The sequence below is a fragment of the Arcobacter siniprincipis (SeqCode) genome, assembly GCF_048571125.1.
In the GTDB taxonomy this organism is placed as follows: Bacteria; Campylobacterota; Campylobacteria; order Campylobacterales; family Arcobacteraceae; genus Arcobacter; species Arcobacter siniprincipis.
In genome coordinates, this window is record NZ_CP182343.1 from 3338337 (window position 1) to 3352569 (window position 14233).

Annotated in this window: 19 protein-coding genes; 13 read left to right on the forward strand and 6 right to left on the reverse strand. The window is 27.0% G+C overall.

From position 1 onward, the window contains the following. Positions 1-36 precede the first annotated feature (36 nt). From ACNI3D_RS16900 to ACNI3D_RS16960, 13 genes are all read left to right on the forward strand, one after another. Entirely contained in the window at positions 37-1533 is a 1497-nt protein-coding gene (locus ACNI3D_RS16900) for a SulP family inorganic anion transporter (RefSeq protein WP_419767812.1), read from the forward strand. Position 1534: 1 nt separating this feature from the next. Continuing rightward, a complete protein-coding gene (locus tag ACNI3D_RS16905) occupies positions 1535-2368 on the forward strand; it encodes a universal stress protein (RefSeq protein WP_129100417.1) in 834 nt (277 codons plus the stop codon). Positions 2369-2458: 90 nt separating this feature from the next. Further along, entirely contained in the window at positions 2459-4060 is a 1602-nt protein-coding gene (locus ACNI3D_RS16910; protein WP_419767813.1) for a phosphoethanolamine transferase, read from the forward strand. After that, the gene (locus ACNI3D_RS16915) at positions 4044-4739 is read left to right on the forward strand and encodes a phosphatase PAP2 family protein (protein ID WP_419767814.1); all 696 of its coding nucleotides are present in this window, start codon (positions 4044-4046) and stop codon (positions 4737-4739) included. The genes ACNI3D_RS16910 and ACNI3D_RS16915 overlap by 17 nt, the downstream gene beginning before the upstream one ends. Beyond that, complete coding sequence (locus ACNI3D_RS16920) at positions 4717-5076, forward strand: diacylglycerol kinase (protein ID WP_419767815.1); 360 nt, start codon at positions 4717-4719, stop codon at positions 5074-5076. Before ACNI3D_RS16915 ends, ACNI3D_RS16920 begins: the two co-directional genes overlap by 23 nt. Positions 5077-5155: 79 nt before the next feature. Beyond that, positions 5156-5563, forward strand: coding sequence for a DUF1924 domain-containing protein (locus ACNI3D_RS16925; RefSeq protein WP_419767816.1), 408 nt, complete (start codon positions 5156-5158; stop codon positions 5561-5563). Further along, positions 5563-6078, forward strand: a complete 516-nt coding sequence (locus tag ACNI3D_RS16930; RefSeq protein WP_419767817.1) for a diheme cytochrome c — start codon at positions 5563-5565, stop codon at positions 6076-6078. Before ACNI3D_RS16925 ends, ACNI3D_RS16930 begins: the two co-directional genes overlap by 1 nt. A gap of 8 nt (positions 6079-6086) precedes the next feature. Continuing rightward, on the forward strand, positions 6087-6863 hold the full coding sequence (locus ACNI3D_RS16935) for a cytochrome b/b6 domain-containing protein (protein WP_419767818.1): 777 nt from the start codon (positions 6087-6089) through the stop codon (positions 6861-6863). Between the two features lie 19 nt (positions 6864-6882). Beyond that, positions 6883-7206, forward strand: a complete 324-nt coding sequence (locus tag ACNI3D_RS16940) for a cytochrome C (protein WP_419767819.1) — start codon at positions 6883-6885, stop codon at positions 7204-7206. Next, positions 7172-7585, forward strand: coding sequence for a Spy/CpxP family protein refolding chaperone (locus ACNI3D_RS16945; protein ID WP_419767820.1), 414 nt, complete (start codon positions 7172-7174; stop codon positions 7583-7585). Before ACNI3D_RS16940 ends, ACNI3D_RS16945 begins: the two co-directional genes overlap by 35 nt. Next, positions 7578-8243, forward strand: coding sequence for a response regulator transcription factor (locus ACNI3D_RS16950; RefSeq protein ID WP_419767821.1), 666 nt, complete (start codon positions 7578-7580; stop codon positions 8241-8243). The genes ACNI3D_RS16945 and ACNI3D_RS16950 overlap by 8 nt, the downstream gene beginning before the upstream one ends. Position 8244: 1 nt before the next feature. Then, positions 8245-9438, forward strand: a complete 1194-nt coding sequence (locus ACNI3D_RS16955) for an ArsS family sensor histidine kinase (RefSeq protein WP_419767822.1) — start codon at positions 8245-8247, stop codon at positions 9436-9438. 47 nt (positions 9439-9485) lie between these two features. Next, positions 9486-10091, forward strand: a complete 606-nt coding sequence (locus tag ACNI3D_RS16960) for a trimeric intracellular cation channel family protein (RefSeq protein WP_419767823.1) — start codon at positions 9486-9488, stop codon at positions 10089-10091. Here the strand turns inward: ACNI3D_RS16960 and ACNI3D_RS16965 are convergent. From ACNI3D_RS16965 to ruvC, 6 genes are read right to left on the reverse strand one after another with little or no spacing between them, the layout of a single operon-like run. Next, positions 10086-11012 carry a sensor domain-containing diguanylate cyclase gene (locus ACNI3D_RS16965; protein ID WP_129100406.1) on the reverse strand — a complete coding sequence of 309 codons (927 nt, stop codon included), beginning with the start codon at positions 11010-11012 and terminating at the stop codon, positions 10086-10088. The two genes, ACNI3D_RS16960 and ACNI3D_RS16965, sit on opposite strands and share 6 nt — an antisense overlap. Beyond that, the gene (locus ACNI3D_RS16970) at positions 11013-11630 is read right to left on the reverse strand and encodes a chemotaxis protein CheC (protein WP_129100405.1); all 618 of its coding nucleotides are present in this window, start codon (positions 11628-11630) and stop codon (positions 11013-11015) included. Next, positions 11630-11995 carry a response regulator gene (locus tag ACNI3D_RS16975; protein WP_129100404.1) on the reverse strand — a complete coding sequence of 122 codons (366 nt, stop codon included), beginning with the start codon at positions 11993-11995 and terminating at the stop codon, positions 11630-11632. The genes ACNI3D_RS16970 and ACNI3D_RS16975 overlap by 1 nt, the downstream gene beginning before the upstream one ends. 55 nt (positions 11996-12050) lie before the next feature. Further along, positions 12051-12626, reverse strand: coding sequence for a phosphoribosylglycinamide formyltransferase (purN, locus tag ACNI3D_RS16980; RefSeq protein ID WP_419767824.1), 576 nt, complete (start codon positions 12624-12626; stop codon positions 12051-12053). 56 nt (positions 12627-12682) lie between these two features. Continuing rightward, complete coding sequence (locus ACNI3D_RS16985) at positions 12683-13564, reverse strand: DMT family transporter (protein ID WP_419767825.1); 882 nt, start codon at positions 13562-13564, stop codon at positions 12683-12685. Next, the gene (gene ruvC, locus ACNI3D_RS16990; protein WP_129100401.1) at positions 13561-14034 is read right to left on the reverse strand and encodes a crossover junction endodeoxyribonuclease RuvC; all 474 of its coding nucleotides are present in this window, start codon (positions 14032-14034) and stop codon (positions 13561-13563) included. Before ruvC ends, ACNI3D_RS16985 begins: the two co-directional genes overlap by 4 nt. Positions 14035-14233: the final 199 nt, after the last annotated feature.

The following is a 14233-nucleotide window of genomic DNA, read 5'->3' on the forward strand; positions in this document are numbered from 1 at the left end:
TATAAATTTTGAATTTTTAAAAATAGTGGAGAAAGAATGGTAAAAAAATATTTTAAAAAAGAGGAATGGTTTAGTAACATAAGAGGAGATACTCTCTCTGGACTTGTTGTTGCATTGGCATTAATTCCTGAAGCAATAGCCTTTTCAATTATTGCAGGAGTTGACCCTAAAATTGGTCTTTATGCTTCATTTTGTATAGCTGTTGTGATTTCATTTGTAGGTGGTCGGCCAGGAATGATTAGTGCTGCAACTGGAGCTATGGCACTTGTAATGGTAACTTTAGTAAAAGATTATGGTTTGCAATACTTATTAGCTGCAACTTTATTAACAGGTGTATTTCAAATTATTGCAGGATACTTAAAACTTGGGAGATTTATGAGTTTTGTTCCAAGAGCTGTTGTGATTGGTTTTGTAAATGCTTTAGCTATTTTGATTTTTATGGCTCAACTTCCAGAACTCACAAATGTAACTTGGCATGTTTATGCTCTTACTGTTTTGGGTCTTGCTATTATATATTTATTTCCTTATGTTCCAAAAATTGGGAAAATCATTCCTTCACCACTTGTTACAATTATCACTTTAACTCTTATTGTACTTTTTTTAGGAATTGACATAAGAACAGTTGGAGATATGGGAGAACTTCCTGATACTTTACCAATATTTTTATTTCCAGATATTCCATTAAATCTTGATACTTTACTTATCATTCTTCCTTATTCTGTTTCACTAGCAGTTGTTGGTCTTTTAGAATCACTTATGACTTCAACTATAGTTGATGAATTAACTGATACAAAAAGTGAAAAAAATAGAGAGTGTACAGGTCAAGGTATTGCAAATATTGCCTCTGGATTTTTGGGAGGAATGGCTGGATGTGCTATGATTGGACAATCAGTTATCAATGTAAAATCAGGTGGACGAACTAGATTATCAACTTTTTTAGCTGGTATATTTTTACTTATCATGGTTGTATTTTTAAGTGATATAATCTCAGTAATTCCAATGGCTGCATTAGTTGCTGTTATGATTATGGTTTCAATTGGAACCTTTGATTGGGGTTCATTTAAAAACTTAAAAACACTACCTCTATCAACAAACTTAGTAATGATTACAACTGTTTGTGTAACAGTTTATACCCACAACCTAGCGCATGGTGTTTTTTCAGGAGTACTATTAGCATCACTATTTTTTGCTAATAAAATCTCTCACTTTATGTATAATGAAACTTTTTACAATGAAGACAATACAATCAAAACTTACAAATTTGTAGGACAAGTATTTTTTAACAGTGCTGATAAATTTTATGAAGCTTTTGACTTTAAAGAGGTTTTAGATAAAGTTATTATTGACTTGACTCGTGCCCATTTTTGGGATATTTCAGCTGTAAATGCACTTGATAAAGCAGTTATAAAATTAAGACGAGAAGGTGCAGAAGTTGAAATAATCGGTCAAAATGAAGCTAGTAAAACTATTATTGATAGATTTGGTATTCATGATGATCCACAAGAAATTGAAAAAATAATGGGAGGACACTAAAATGAGTTCTAAAAAAGTTTTAGTATGTATTGATGATTCTTCATATTGTAAAGCTGCTTGTGAATATGGAGTTTACATCTCTAAACTTCACAACTTACCACTTGTATTATTAAATGTAGTAAATCATACTCACATTTCTAAAAAAGTTGACTTATCTGGAAATATCGGATTTGGTTCAAAAGAGACTTTGCTTGAAGAACTTAGCCTTGAAGAACAAGAAGAGAGTAAAAAACTAATAATTAAAGGAAGAACTCTTTTAAAAACTTTTAGTGAATATGCAAAAGAGCAAGGAGTTGAAAACCTTTTTTCACTTCAAAGACATGGATCTTTTGAAGAAAACCTTGAAGATTTAGAAAAAGAGACATTTATTGCAATAATTGGTTTTGATAAAAATAGTAAAAACCTTGAAGATATTATTAGGACACTTAATATCCCCATTTTAATTGTAAACTCTGAATTTTTTCCAATTAATTCCATTTTAATGGCATATGATGGTTCTGATTATGCAAATAAAGCAATCAATGAAGCTACAAAAGAACCAATATTCCCTAATATTACTAGACATATAGTAAATATAAATAAAGATACACAAAGCTCACAAAAACTTTTACATGAAGCAAAAAATCTATTTGCAAAAGCTGATTTTGAAGTACAAACTTCTTCTTTAGAAGGGGATAATAAAATTACTGAGATACTAAATTATCAAAAAAATAATAATTTAGATATTGTAGCAATGGGTGCATATAGTCACAATAGATTAAAAAATGTTTTATTTGGAAGTTTTACTTCTAAAATGCTAGAAAAAGCAGAAAAACCCCTACTTCTTTTTAGATAATACGCTAAAAAGGGGCTTGGTTAACTATGCATTAACTACTTATTAATTTAACTAAAATAGAATTCTATTGACATTAATATGAGGAATAAAATGAAAAACTTTACACAATATAAATTGATAATTTTTGTAGCTATTTTTTTAACTACATTTTTTAATCTCTCTTTTTTTAAGAGTATAATAACAGCATATCCCGTTACTGGAACAAATCTTATTTATATAATATCTATTAGCCTTGTTCTACTATCTTTAATTGTATTTTTATTTTCACTTGTGGCATCTAAACATACAACAAAACCTATTTTAATAATAATCTTACTTGTTTCATCTTTTACAGCGTATTTTATGGATACTTATCATGTAGTTATTGATACAGAGATGATACGAAATACACTTCAAACTAATTTCGATGAATCAAGTGATTTATTTAGTTATCAACTTGTACTTTATGTTCTATTATTAGGTGTTATACCTTCAATTATTATTTACAGATTAAAAATTAATTACAGACCACTAAAAAATGAAATTTTTGCAAAATTAAAAACTCTAATTATCTCATTATTAGTAGTTATTATTATAATTTTTAGTTTAAGTAAGTTTTATACTTCATTTTTCAGAGAGCATAAACCTTTAAGATATCATGCTAACCCTATATTTTGGATATATAGTATTGGCAATTATATAAATAAAACTATAAATAGTGGCCCACTTGTTCTAGAAATAATAGGAAAAGATGCTAAATATTCACCTGAAGAGTATGAAAGTGATAAAAAAGAACTTCTTATTATGGTAGTAGGAGAAGCAGCAAGAGCAAATAGATTTTCTTTAAATGGCTATAAAAGAGAGACAAATCCTTTATTAAAAAAAGAAGATATTATAAACTTCCCAAATATGTATTCATGTGGTACTTCAACCGCTGTCTCTGTTCCCTGTATGTTTTCTGTATATCCAAGAAGTGAGTATACTTATAAAAAAGGTATCTCAACTGAAAATGTTATAGATATATTAAACAACACAAAAGATGTAAAAATACTTTGGAGAGATAATAATTCTGATTCAAAAGGTGTTGCCCTTAGAGTTGACTATCAAAATTTTAAAGACCCTAAGATAAATACAATATGCGATGATGGAGAATGTAGAGACGAAGGTATGCTTGTAGGTCTTGATAAATTTATTGAAAAACATAAAAATGAAGATATTCTTATAATTCTTCACCAAATGGGAAATCATGGGCCTGCATATTATAAAAGATATCCAAAAGAGTTTGAGAAATTCAAGCCTGTTTGTAAAACAAATCAATTAGAAGAATGTACTCAAGAAGAAGTTGGTAATGCATATGATAATGCAATACTTTATACTGATTATTTCTTATCAAAAACCATAAATTTTTTGAAACCATATTCAAAATATTATCATACAGGTTTAATATACATGAGTGATCATGGTGAAAGTTTAGGAGAGAATGGTTTATATTTACACGGTATGCCATACCTTATAGCACCAGATGAACAAAGACATATAGGAGCTCTTATGTGGTTTGGGGATAGTGAAGTTAATACAACAAAACTAAGAACATACTCAAATGAGAGATTCTCACAAGATGACCTTTTTCACACACTTTTAGGTTTCTTTGAAATTGAAACAGATGTTTATAAAAAAGATAAGGATATATTAAATCATGCTAGAAAAAATTAATACTCATATACTGTATACAACACTTTGTTTATCTTTTGTAATAGTACTTTTTGCATTTACTCCCATAGATATTTATGTGCAAAACTTTTTTTATAAATTTGATACACATACTTGGTTAATAGATAAACATAATCCCATTTTAAAATATATATTTTATAATGGAATAAAAAAAGTGTTAATGATATTTTCCTTATTAGTTCTTTTTACTTTGATTGTTTTTAGGAAAAATAAACTTGTAAAAATGTATAGAAATGGTCTGATTATTATATTATTAAGCTCTTATTCTGTACCTTTTATAGTTGTTTCATTAAAAGATGTTACAAATATGCCTTGTCCAAAAAATATAGAATATTATGGTGGGAAATATCCAGATGTAAATATTTTCCAATCTTATCCAAAAGACTTTAAAGAAAAAAGAATCAGATGTTGGCCAGCTGGTCATGCTAGTGCTGGCTTTGCTCTTATGTCAATCTTTTTTCTTTTTAAGAAAAGAAAAAATCAAATAATTGCTTTATCCTTTGCACTTTTTATAGCTTGGAATATGGCGCTTTATAAAATGCTCATAGGTGATCATTTTTTAAGTCATACTTTAATTAGTATGCTTTTAGCTTGGCTTATTATATTAATATTCGCAAAAATATTTCAAAGGAAAGAAATTGAGAAACCAACCCAAATATAACTTTTTCAAAAATACCTCTTATGCTTTAAAAGGTCTGCTTGATTTAATAAAAACAGAAACTTCATTTAAAATAGAACTTATTGTTACTATTTTATTATTGCCAACATTGTTTTTTATAGATACAAGCCTTACCAATAAACTTTTGATGTTTATTACTTTGATGGGTATGATTTTAGCAGAGACTATAAATAGTGCCATTGAAAGAGTAGTTGATCTTGTAACTTTGGACCATCACAAGATGGCAGGACGAGCAAAAGATGTAGGAAGTGCTATTGTATTTATTAGTATTTTTATTTTTGTTGTGACTTGGAGTTGTATATTACTTTCTAAATTGTAAAGAAAGTGTCAAGAAAACCTTCTAGTGTACTTTAAGCTTTTGTTTTATACTTACAATATAAAAACATAAAGGCTTAAAGATGAAACTACTAATTCTTCTAGGATTAATTCTAAATCTAACTTATGCTTCTGTTGTTGATGGTTATTTAAATGATCTCAAAGTAGAAGTTCAAAAATCAAATCCAAACTTCAAAGGTTTTGATATAAAAAGAGGTGAAGAGATTTTCACATCAAAACATATGGGAAAAAAAGGCAAAGAGATATCATGTACTTCTTGCCATGGTATTGACTTAACAAAATCAGGTAAAAACTTTTTCACTGGAAAAGTAATAGAACCCCTATCTCCAATAGCAAATCCAAAAAGATTTACTGAAGTTAAAAATATAGAAAAATGGCTAAGAAGAAATTTCAATGATGTTTATAATAGAGTTGGTACAGCACAAGAAAAAGGTGATGTTGTAACTTATATATTGTCAAAGGATAAATAATGAAAGCTCTAATCTTATTAACCTTACTAAGTTCACTAATTTTTGCAGAAAATCATTATTCGAATGGAAAACCTGGCGTAAAACCTGTAGATAATAAAATCTATAAACTAGAGTGTAGTGCTTGTCACTTTGCATATCAACCAGGTCTTTTACCAGCATCTTCTTGGAATAAGATGATGAATAATTTAGAAAATCACTTTAACACAGATGCCAGCCTTGTAAAAGAAGATTTTAAAATCATAAAAGAGTATTTAAATAAAAATAGTGCTGAAAAAGCAATGGATTATAGAAGAAGTAATAAAATTGTAAGAAGTATAAGAAGTGGTGATGTTCCAGAATCTATCTCTAAGACACCTTATATGATTAGAAAACACAAAGAGTTAAGACCTGCAATGCTATCTCAAAAAGAAGTAAGAGGATTGTTTAACTGTGTAGCTTGTCATACCACAGCCCAAAGAGGAATATACAGTGAAAGAGATATAAAAATTCCAAACTATGGAAGATGGGATGATTAGGAGATAAGATGCAAAAAATATATATTTGGTCACTACCAACAAGAGTATTTCACTTTTTATTTGCTTTTTTTATTTTATTAGTATTTATTTCAAGTGAAGAAGATAGATGGTTATCATACCACGCAATAATTGGATATGCAATATTCATACTTTTAATATTTAGATTAGCATGGGGGATTTTTGGTCCAAAACACTCAAAATTCAAAGACTTCCCAATGGGCAAAAAGAATATAAAAGAGTTTTTAAATAATATCTTTGAAGATAAACAAAAATATGTAGGGCACAACCCAATAGCTTCATATGTCATGATAAGCATGCTTGTTGTTTGTTTTTTTGCAGTTATAACTGGAGTTTTAGCATATGGGATACAAGAAGGAAAAGGAATATTTGCATATTTAAATAGCTCTTTTTTTGAAGATATGAAATTATTTAAACATATTCATGAATTTTTATCAACTCTATTTTTGGTACTTTTAGCTTCTCATATATTGGGAGTAATCAGTGATAGAATACTTCATAAAAAACATGAAACGCTAAACTCTATAGTAACAGGTTATAAAAAAAGTGAAAATGAGCAGGGAATAAAACTAAATATTTTTCAAAAATTTTTAGCTTTTATGTTTTTAGCTATTCTTGTTTCTTTTTTCATATTTAATATTATAAAACCAAATAATGTTTTAATAGCTTCAACTTTTAAAGCAATAGATTACAAAAAAGAAAACCCTCTTTTTGTATCAGAGTGTGGAAGTTGTCACACTCTATATCCCTCCAAATTTATTGCCTGAGAAATCATGGAGAATATTGATGAAAGATTTAGAGAATCATTTTGGAGATGATGCAAGTTTAGATAAAAAAGATGAAAAAAATATTTTAGATTTTTTAGTACAATATAGTGCTGAAAAATCTACAAAAAAAGCTAGTTTCAAAATTCTAAAGTCTATAGGAAATAAAGATATAATAGCCATGACTCAAACAACTTATTCGAAAAAGAAACATGAAGATATTCCCAAAAGTGTCTTTTTAAATAAAGAAGTAAAAAGTAAAGCTAACTGTAAAGCTTGTCATAGTGATGTGGAAAAAGGATTAATTGAAAATGATAAAATTAAAAATATTAGCTCTTTTATGTAGTATTATTTTCTCTACTAATCTTTTTGCAGACAAGTATGAACACCATGAAAAAGATAAAGAACAGAAACATCATATTTACAAAAATTTGGATTATCTAAATCTTGACAAAAATCAATTAGCCAAGATAAAAGAGGTACTAAAAAAATATAAAAAAGAGTCTAAAAGATTTTATAAATTTGAAAGAAAAAAAGAAAAAGAATTAACTCAATTAATAGAAAAAAAAGATTTTGATGAAATAACTTATGGAAAAATATTAGATGAGATTAATCAAAAATCTAAAGAGATAGAGGTTAAAAATCTAAAAAAGATTCATGATATTTTAAATGATGAACAAAAAGAGAAATTTTCTCACTTTTTAAAGGAGTGGAGAATTGAATAAAAAAGTACTACTTATAGAAGATGATTTACAAATGCAAAGTTTGATAAGCGATTATCTAAAAGATTATCACTTTGACTGTACATCATTTTCAAATCCTAAAGATGCCCTTGATGAATTCTTTCAAAACCAAAATTATTGTATTGCTATATTAGATTTGATGTTACCTTTTATGGATGGCTTTGATTTATTTAAAAAATTAAAACAAATAAAAGATATACCTATTATCATCTCATCTGCAAGGGGTGATATAGGAAATAAAATACATGGTTTTGAATTAGGAGTTGATGATTATTTAGCAAAACCATATGAACCAAGAGAGCTAGTACTAAGAATAGAACATATTTTAAAAAAATATGAAAATAGTAAAATAATACTAGGTGATTTTGAAATAGACAAAGAAAATAGAGAAGTAATAGTTGATAATTTTCCAGTTGAATTTACAAAAATAGAGTTTGAGATTTTTATTTTCTTAATAGAAAACCTAAATAAAATCTCTTCAAGAGAACAAATACTTCATGCCACGTCACTAGATCCAAATACAAAAAATAGAACAATAGATATGCACATTTCAAATATAAGATATAAAATCGGCGATGACTCTAAAAACCCAAAATACATAAAATCTGTTTGGGGTGTTGGTTATAAGTTTGTGAGTTAAAATGAGTATTACAAAAAAGATTTCTATTTTATTTATCATAAGCCTTATTCTTATGAGTATTATTGGATATTGGATAGATAGTATAAATTCCCAAAGAATAGATAGCCTAATAAAAGACAAATATTTAAAAATAGCAAATGAGATTTATCAAAATATAGATAATACAAGTTTAGTAAATCAAATAATTAAAGAATATAAACTAAAACCCATCACTAAAAATCAAACAAATGAAGAAAAGATTTTATATAACGAAGCTCACACTTTTGGCTCTATTTCAATATTTCAAAAGGGCTTTGATGATGAACTTATTCTTCATATAAAATATCTTGAAGATGAATATATTTTAAAAACTCAAGATGAAAAAAATCTAAATGAAAAACTTACATTAAATATTTTGGTTTTTCTTGATGTCTTTGTTTTATTTCTTATATTTTTGTATATTATTAAACTGCTCTCACCTCTTAAAAAAATCACAAAAGAAATAGAGAGTTTCTCAAAGGGTGATTTAAGTGCAAGAATCAAAATCAAATCAAATGATGAAATTGGAATATTAGCAAATACCTTTAATAAGATGGCAACTAACCTAGAAGAGTTAATTAAAACAAGAGAAGCCCTACTTAGAGATATTGGACATGAACTTAGAACTCCAATTGCTAAGGGTAAGTTTGCCATAGAAAAAATTGATGATTTTTCACAAAAAGAGCTTTTAAAAAAGATATTTTCTGACTTGGAAATTTTAACAAATGAGTTAATAGAACTTGAAAAACTAAATTCATCAAAACTTGATATTACAAAATTTAGTGCGGAAACTTTGATATTAGAGGCTTTAGATAAATTATATATAAATGATGAGACAAAAATAAATTTAAATATAGAAGATGATTTTAAAATAGAGGGTGATTTAAATTATCTTAGCATTGCTTTGAAAAACTTAATTGACAATGCCCTTAAATATACTATTTCCTTTCCTATAATTTTAAAAGCCAAAAATAATACTATTTTTATAGAAAATATAGGTGAAAAACTTTCAAAGGGATTAGATTATTATTTAAAACCTTTCACCCAAGAGTTAGCACAAAGGAATGGCTTTGGATTAGGACTTAGTATTGTTGATAAAATTTTAAATAGACATTATTTAAAATTAGAATATGAATACAAAAATAAAAACAATATTTTTAAAATCAACTTCAAATAGAAAATTTAGTATAATCCTTAAAAATTAAATAAAAGAGTTAATAATAAATGACGGCATTACAAATTGCAGATATTATTGGAATAATTTGTTTTACTGCTAGTGGATTTTTAATAGCTGTTCATTATAACTTAGATATTTTAGGAATAGTTATTTCTTCTTTCTTAACAGCCCTTGGAGGTGGAATGATTAGAGATACAATTGCAAATAAAACTCCATATATTTTTACAGATACACTTCCTGTAACACTTGTAATTGGAACAGTTTTTTTATCTCTTGCTTTTAAACTTCATAAAATAGCAGATTTTGAAGGGAAAATAGCCTTTATAATTTCTGATGCCATTGGCCTTGTCTCTTTTGCAATAACTGGTTCCATCATAGCTATTGAAAATGACTTCAATTTTGTAGGTGTTTTAATTTTAGCTTTTCTTACAGCTGTTGGTGGAGGAACAATTAGGGATATTCTAATAAATAGAGTACCATCAATACTTGTAAGTGAGTTTTATGGAACAGTTGCAATAATAGTTGGTTTAGGTATGTATATTTTACAATTATTTGAGCAAAGAAATATTTTTAATATTACAGTATTATTTATTTTAGGTGTTCTACTGAGATTATTAGCATATTATAAAAAGTGGTCTTTACCAAAGTTATAGATCTACTATAACTTTGTTTTTCCCACTCTCTTTTGCAGTATAAAGTGCTTTATCTGCTCTATTTATAGTTGATTCAATATCTTTATCAAGTTGTGCATCAAATTGAGCAACACCTAAACTAAGTGTAAAACTAAATTTTCCTGTTTTTACATCAACAGAATAATCTTCTACATTTTGTCTGATATTTTCTGCAACACTTTGGGCAAAAGATAAAGAAGTATTATATAAAAGAATTACAAACTCTTCTCCCCCAAATCTAGCTACAATATCACTTTTTCTACAGTTATTTTCTAATATTCTTGAAAGTGAAACTATAACTTTATCACCAACAGAGTGTCCATAAGTATCATTTATATTTTTAAAATTATCAACATCCAAAATGATGATTGAAATATGATGATTATTTCTAATAGAAAGACTTTGCATAGTATTAGCTGACTCTGTAAAATATCTTCTATTATATAATTGAGTAAGTGGGTCTTTACTTGAAAGTTCCTTTAACTCTTCATTTGATTTTTTCAATCTTTGTGATGTTTCATGAAGTTTAGTATGGTCATAAATATATAAACATACTAATCTTTTATCTAAATCATAAGGAACCAAAGTAACATCTTGTCTCATATATTTAAAAACTTTACCCATAATACTATTTGATTGAATTTTAATTAAGTACTCATGAGGCTCTACACTAAAAAAAGAAGTACTTTTTGTTATTAGTACAGATTTTACTTTTCTTACTAACTTTTTTTTATCTATATAAGGGAATTTTTCGCAAATTTCATGATTAACTATTTCACTTGCTTTTACACCTGTTTTAACTTCAAGCCACTTATTCCAAGCTTTTATATTTAGATCTTCATCTAAAATTATTATTCCATTATCAATAGTATTAAAAATGATGTTATTATTTAAAAATTCCATTTAAATCTCATCCATTATTTTATCTAATGCACTTTTCATAAAGCCAATAGAATCATCTCTTAACATCATTATTAGTTCACTATGTATATTTTGAACTTCAAACTCTATTACAGTAGAAATAATTATAATGTGATTATATTCCACATGATAATGTTCTTCTAAATTTTGTGCAGACTCTACAACTTTCACATCAGGTGGTGAAAATAAAATATCAGTCTCTATTAGTTCAGCTAGTTTACTAGAAGTAGTTGAAGAAATAATATTTGTAATTTCTAAAACTACATCTTTTAATTCATCTTCATTTATATCTGATTCATTTAAATCAAATTCTAAGGCTAAATTTTTTAATGAGCTTTCATCAATTAAAAAAAGGTTTTCCCCTGAAAGTTTTCCGTCAATTAATTGGCTAACTAAATAACAAGCAGGATAATGTTCTACTTTTTCTTGAATATAATCCTTAAAATCACTACTTGATAAAGTAGTAATCTTAGGAATACTAAGATTTGCAAATTTTCCTATAATATCAGCAATCGCTGCCGTTGCAGAACCATAAGATATATTCATCAACTCTTGTAAACAATCTTTTTGATCATCATTAAAACAGTTGCTATCGTTCATTATAAAACCTTTAGTTTTAAAAGAATTTGTTTAAGGTTTTCTTCATTAATAGGCTTTTTAATAAATCCTAGTGCTCCATTTTCTTTTGCTTTTACTTTTGAAGCCTCTTGAATATCTGCACTTACTACAATTATTTTTGCATTTTTGTCAATTTTGCATATTTTTTCTACAGCATCAAATCCATTCATTTCAGGCATTGTCAAATCCATAAAAGTAATAGTAGGAGATACTTCTTCATACAGTTTTAAAGCTTCTAAACCATTAGTCGCCTCAAAAACTTCTATTTCTTGACCAACTAAATTTTTTAAATCCTTAATTAGCATCTTTCTTGCCATTTTAGAATCATCACAAACTAAATATTTCATTATTTCTCCAAAACGATTATTGTTTTATTATAGGAAAATTACTATTAAATACTACTCAACTTAACATTTTTTTAAATGCATTTACAATAGCTTTTTTCTCTAAAATTTTTATTTTATCTTCTAAAGTTTCTACACTTTCATCACTTGTTAGGGAAATTTTTTCTTGAATTATATATTTACCCTCATCATAATTTTCATTTACAAAATGTATTGTACAACCTGATTCTTTTTGTTTTTCTTTTATGACAGCTTCATGAACAAATCTTCCATACATCCCTTTTCCACCGAACTTTGGCAATAATGCAGGATGAGAGTTTATGATTTTATTTGGAAAGTTTTTTAAAAGATTTTCTTCAATCTTTTTCATATAACCTGATAAAAATATATAATCAACTTTGAACTCAAGCATTAGTTTAGTAATTTTTTCATCAAGGTTCTCATCTGGATATTTTTTTGCATTTACAACAAAATTTGGAATATTATTATTTGATGCTTTTTGTAACACTTTTGCCTCTTGGTTATTAGATATCACTAATACAACCTGCGCATTTAAAATTTTATCTTCACAAGCTTCAAAAAGTGTATCAAAGCCACTTCCATTGTGTGAAGAGAGTATTCCAATTCTTTTCATTTATTATCCTAATAATTCGTAGAGGCGAATTATAACAACTTTTGTTTAAACTAATATCATGCTTTTTTTCTTTGATTTATTAAAAATACTCCTAAAAATATAAACCCTGTAGCAATAATATCAATCCATTTAATATCTTCTCCCACAATAAATACAGCAATAATAAGTGCAACTATAGGAGGAATATAAGTAATAGAAGAGGCCTTTAAAGCACCTAACTTTTCAATCATATAATAATAAATAATATAAGCTAATCCCGTACCTAATAATCCCAAACCAATAACTAATCCAAGTGCACTATGAGTATCTTGCCAAATATTATTTATGCCATCAAAGTTCGTGATAAAAAGTAAAATCAAAACTCCAAAACCTAACTGATAAGTAGTAAGAGCTTGGGCTTTTAGTTTTAAAGGCATAACATATTTTTTTGCATAAATAAAAGATGCTCCCACACTAAGTGACCCTAAAATCATAGAAAGCATACCTTCCATACTAGAAGCCATAATATTTTCATTAAATACATCACTTATTAGAACAACTCCTAAAAACCCAATAAAAACACCCAAAAAAGCCAATTTTGTGATTTTTTCTTCTTTTAGAAAAATAGCTGCAAGCAAAAATGAAAAAAGAGGAATTGAACCACTTAAAGCTCCTGCAACTCCAGATAAAAGTAAAGCACACCCTTTTACAAATCCAAAATAATAAACAACAGTTGCAAGTAACGACATAATGATAAAATGAAAACTATATTTCAAATCTTTTAGTTTCAAACTTTTTGTATAAAGTGCATATAAAAATACTGGGATAAATCCAAATAAAACTCGAAAAAAAACAACTTGCATAGGAGAAATATAATCAGCTGCCATCTTCATATAAATAAAATTACTTCCCCAAATAATACCTAAAGTCCAAAATGAGATAATTGCAAAATTTTTCATTTTAATCTTTGTGCATGAGTTAATGCAATTGCAATTGCATCTGTAATATCAAGTGGTTTTATCTCTTTTTTTATACCTAATAATCTTTTTACCATAAAAGCAACTTGTTCTTTTGCTGCTTTTCCATTTCCTGTAACTGCTTTTTTAACTTGTAATGGAGTGTATTCAGAAAAATTTCCAAATTTTTGTAAAACCTTTAACGATATAGCACCTCTAAATTGAGCAAGTTTAATTACACTTTTTGGATTAAAAGCATAAAACATATCTTCAATAGCTACTTCGTTTATCTCGTGATTTGAAAAAATCAAATCCAAACCCTCAACCATTTCAACTATTTGCTCTTGTAAAATTTTACTTTTTATTTTTATCAATCCAGCTTCACAAAGTCTTAATTCTCTATTATTTTTTTCTATAACTGCATAACCACAATTTATAGTTCCAGGGTCTATTCCTAATATCTTTTTTTTCAACTGTTCACATATCCTTAAAAAATCTATTCACTTATTAAAAGAGTGATATAATGGTAAAAACTTTATAAGTTTTCACTTAAATTACAAAGTTATCCAAAAGTTATTCACTACTTATTCAACATAATTTTTATTATATCTTAGTTTTTAAAATATTTTAGATATAATATCTACCAATCAAATAAAAAAGAGTTTATATTTA

Excerpts from the sequence above, each read along its gene's own strand:
- ACNI3D_RS16915 (WP_419767814.1), top strand. The coding sequence starts at position 4,044 with ATGCTAGAAAAAATTAATACTCATATACTGTATACAACACTTTGTTTA.
- ACNI3D_RS16960 (WP_419767823.1), top strand. The coding sequence starts at position 9,486 with ATGACGGCATTACAAATTGCAGATATTATTGGAATAATTTGTTTTACT.
- ACNI3D_RS16965 (WP_129100406.1), bottom strand. The coding sequence starts at position 11,012 with ATGGAATTTTTAAATAATAACATCATTTTTAATACTATTGATAATGGA.
- ACNI3D_RS16905 (WP_129100417.1), top strand. The coding sequence starts at position 1,535 with ATGAGTTCTAAAAAAGTTTTAGTATGTATTGATGATTCTTCATATTGT.
- ACNI3D_RS16900 (WP_419767812.1), top strand. The coding sequence starts at position 37 with ATGGTAAAAAAATATTTTAAAAAAGAGGAATGGTTTAGTAACATAAGA.
- ACNI3D_RS16940 (WP_419767819.1), top strand. The coding sequence starts at position 6,883 with ATGAAAGATTTAGAGAATCATTTTGGAGATGATGCAAGTTTAGATAAA.
- ACNI3D_RS16975 (WP_129100404.1), bottom strand. The coding sequence starts at position 11,995 with ATGAAATATTTAGTTTGTGATGATTCTAAAATGGCAAGAAAGATGCTA.
- ACNI3D_RS16910 (WP_419767813.1), top strand. The coding sequence starts at position 2,459 with ATGAAAAACTTTACACAATATAAATTGATAATTTTTGTAGCTATTTTT.
- ACNI3D_RS16955 (WP_419767822.1), top strand. The coding sequence starts at position 8,245 with ATGAGTATTACAAAAAAGATTTCTATTTTATTTATCATAAGCCTTATT.
- ACNI3D_RS16930 (WP_419767817.1), top strand. The coding sequence starts at position 5,563 with ATGAAAGCTCTAATCTTATTAACCTTACTAAGTTCACTAATTTTTGCA.
- ACNI3D_RS16935 (WP_419767818.1), top strand. The coding sequence starts at position 6,087 with ATGCAAAAAATATATATTTGGTCACTACCAACAAGAGTATTTCACTTT.
- ACNI3D_RS16945 (WP_419767820.1), top strand. The coding sequence starts at position 7,172 with ATGATAAAATTAAAAATATTAGCTCTTTTATGTAGTATTATTTTCTCT.
- ACNI3D_RS16985 (WP_419767825.1), bottom strand. The coding sequence starts at position 13,564 with ATGAAAAATTTTGCAATTATCTCATTTTGGACTTTAGGTATTATTTGG.
- ACNI3D_RS16925 (WP_419767816.1), top strand. The coding sequence starts at position 5,156 with ATGAAACTACTAATTCTTCTAGGATTAATTCTAAATCTAACTTATGCT.
- ACNI3D_RS16970 (WP_129100405.1), bottom strand. The coding sequence starts at position 11,630 with ATGAACGATAGCAACTGTTTTAATGATGATCAAAAAGATTGTTTACAA.
- purN (WP_419767824.1), bottom strand. The coding sequence starts at position 12,626 with ATGAAAAGAATTGGAATACTCTCTTCACACAATGGAAGTGGCTTTGAT.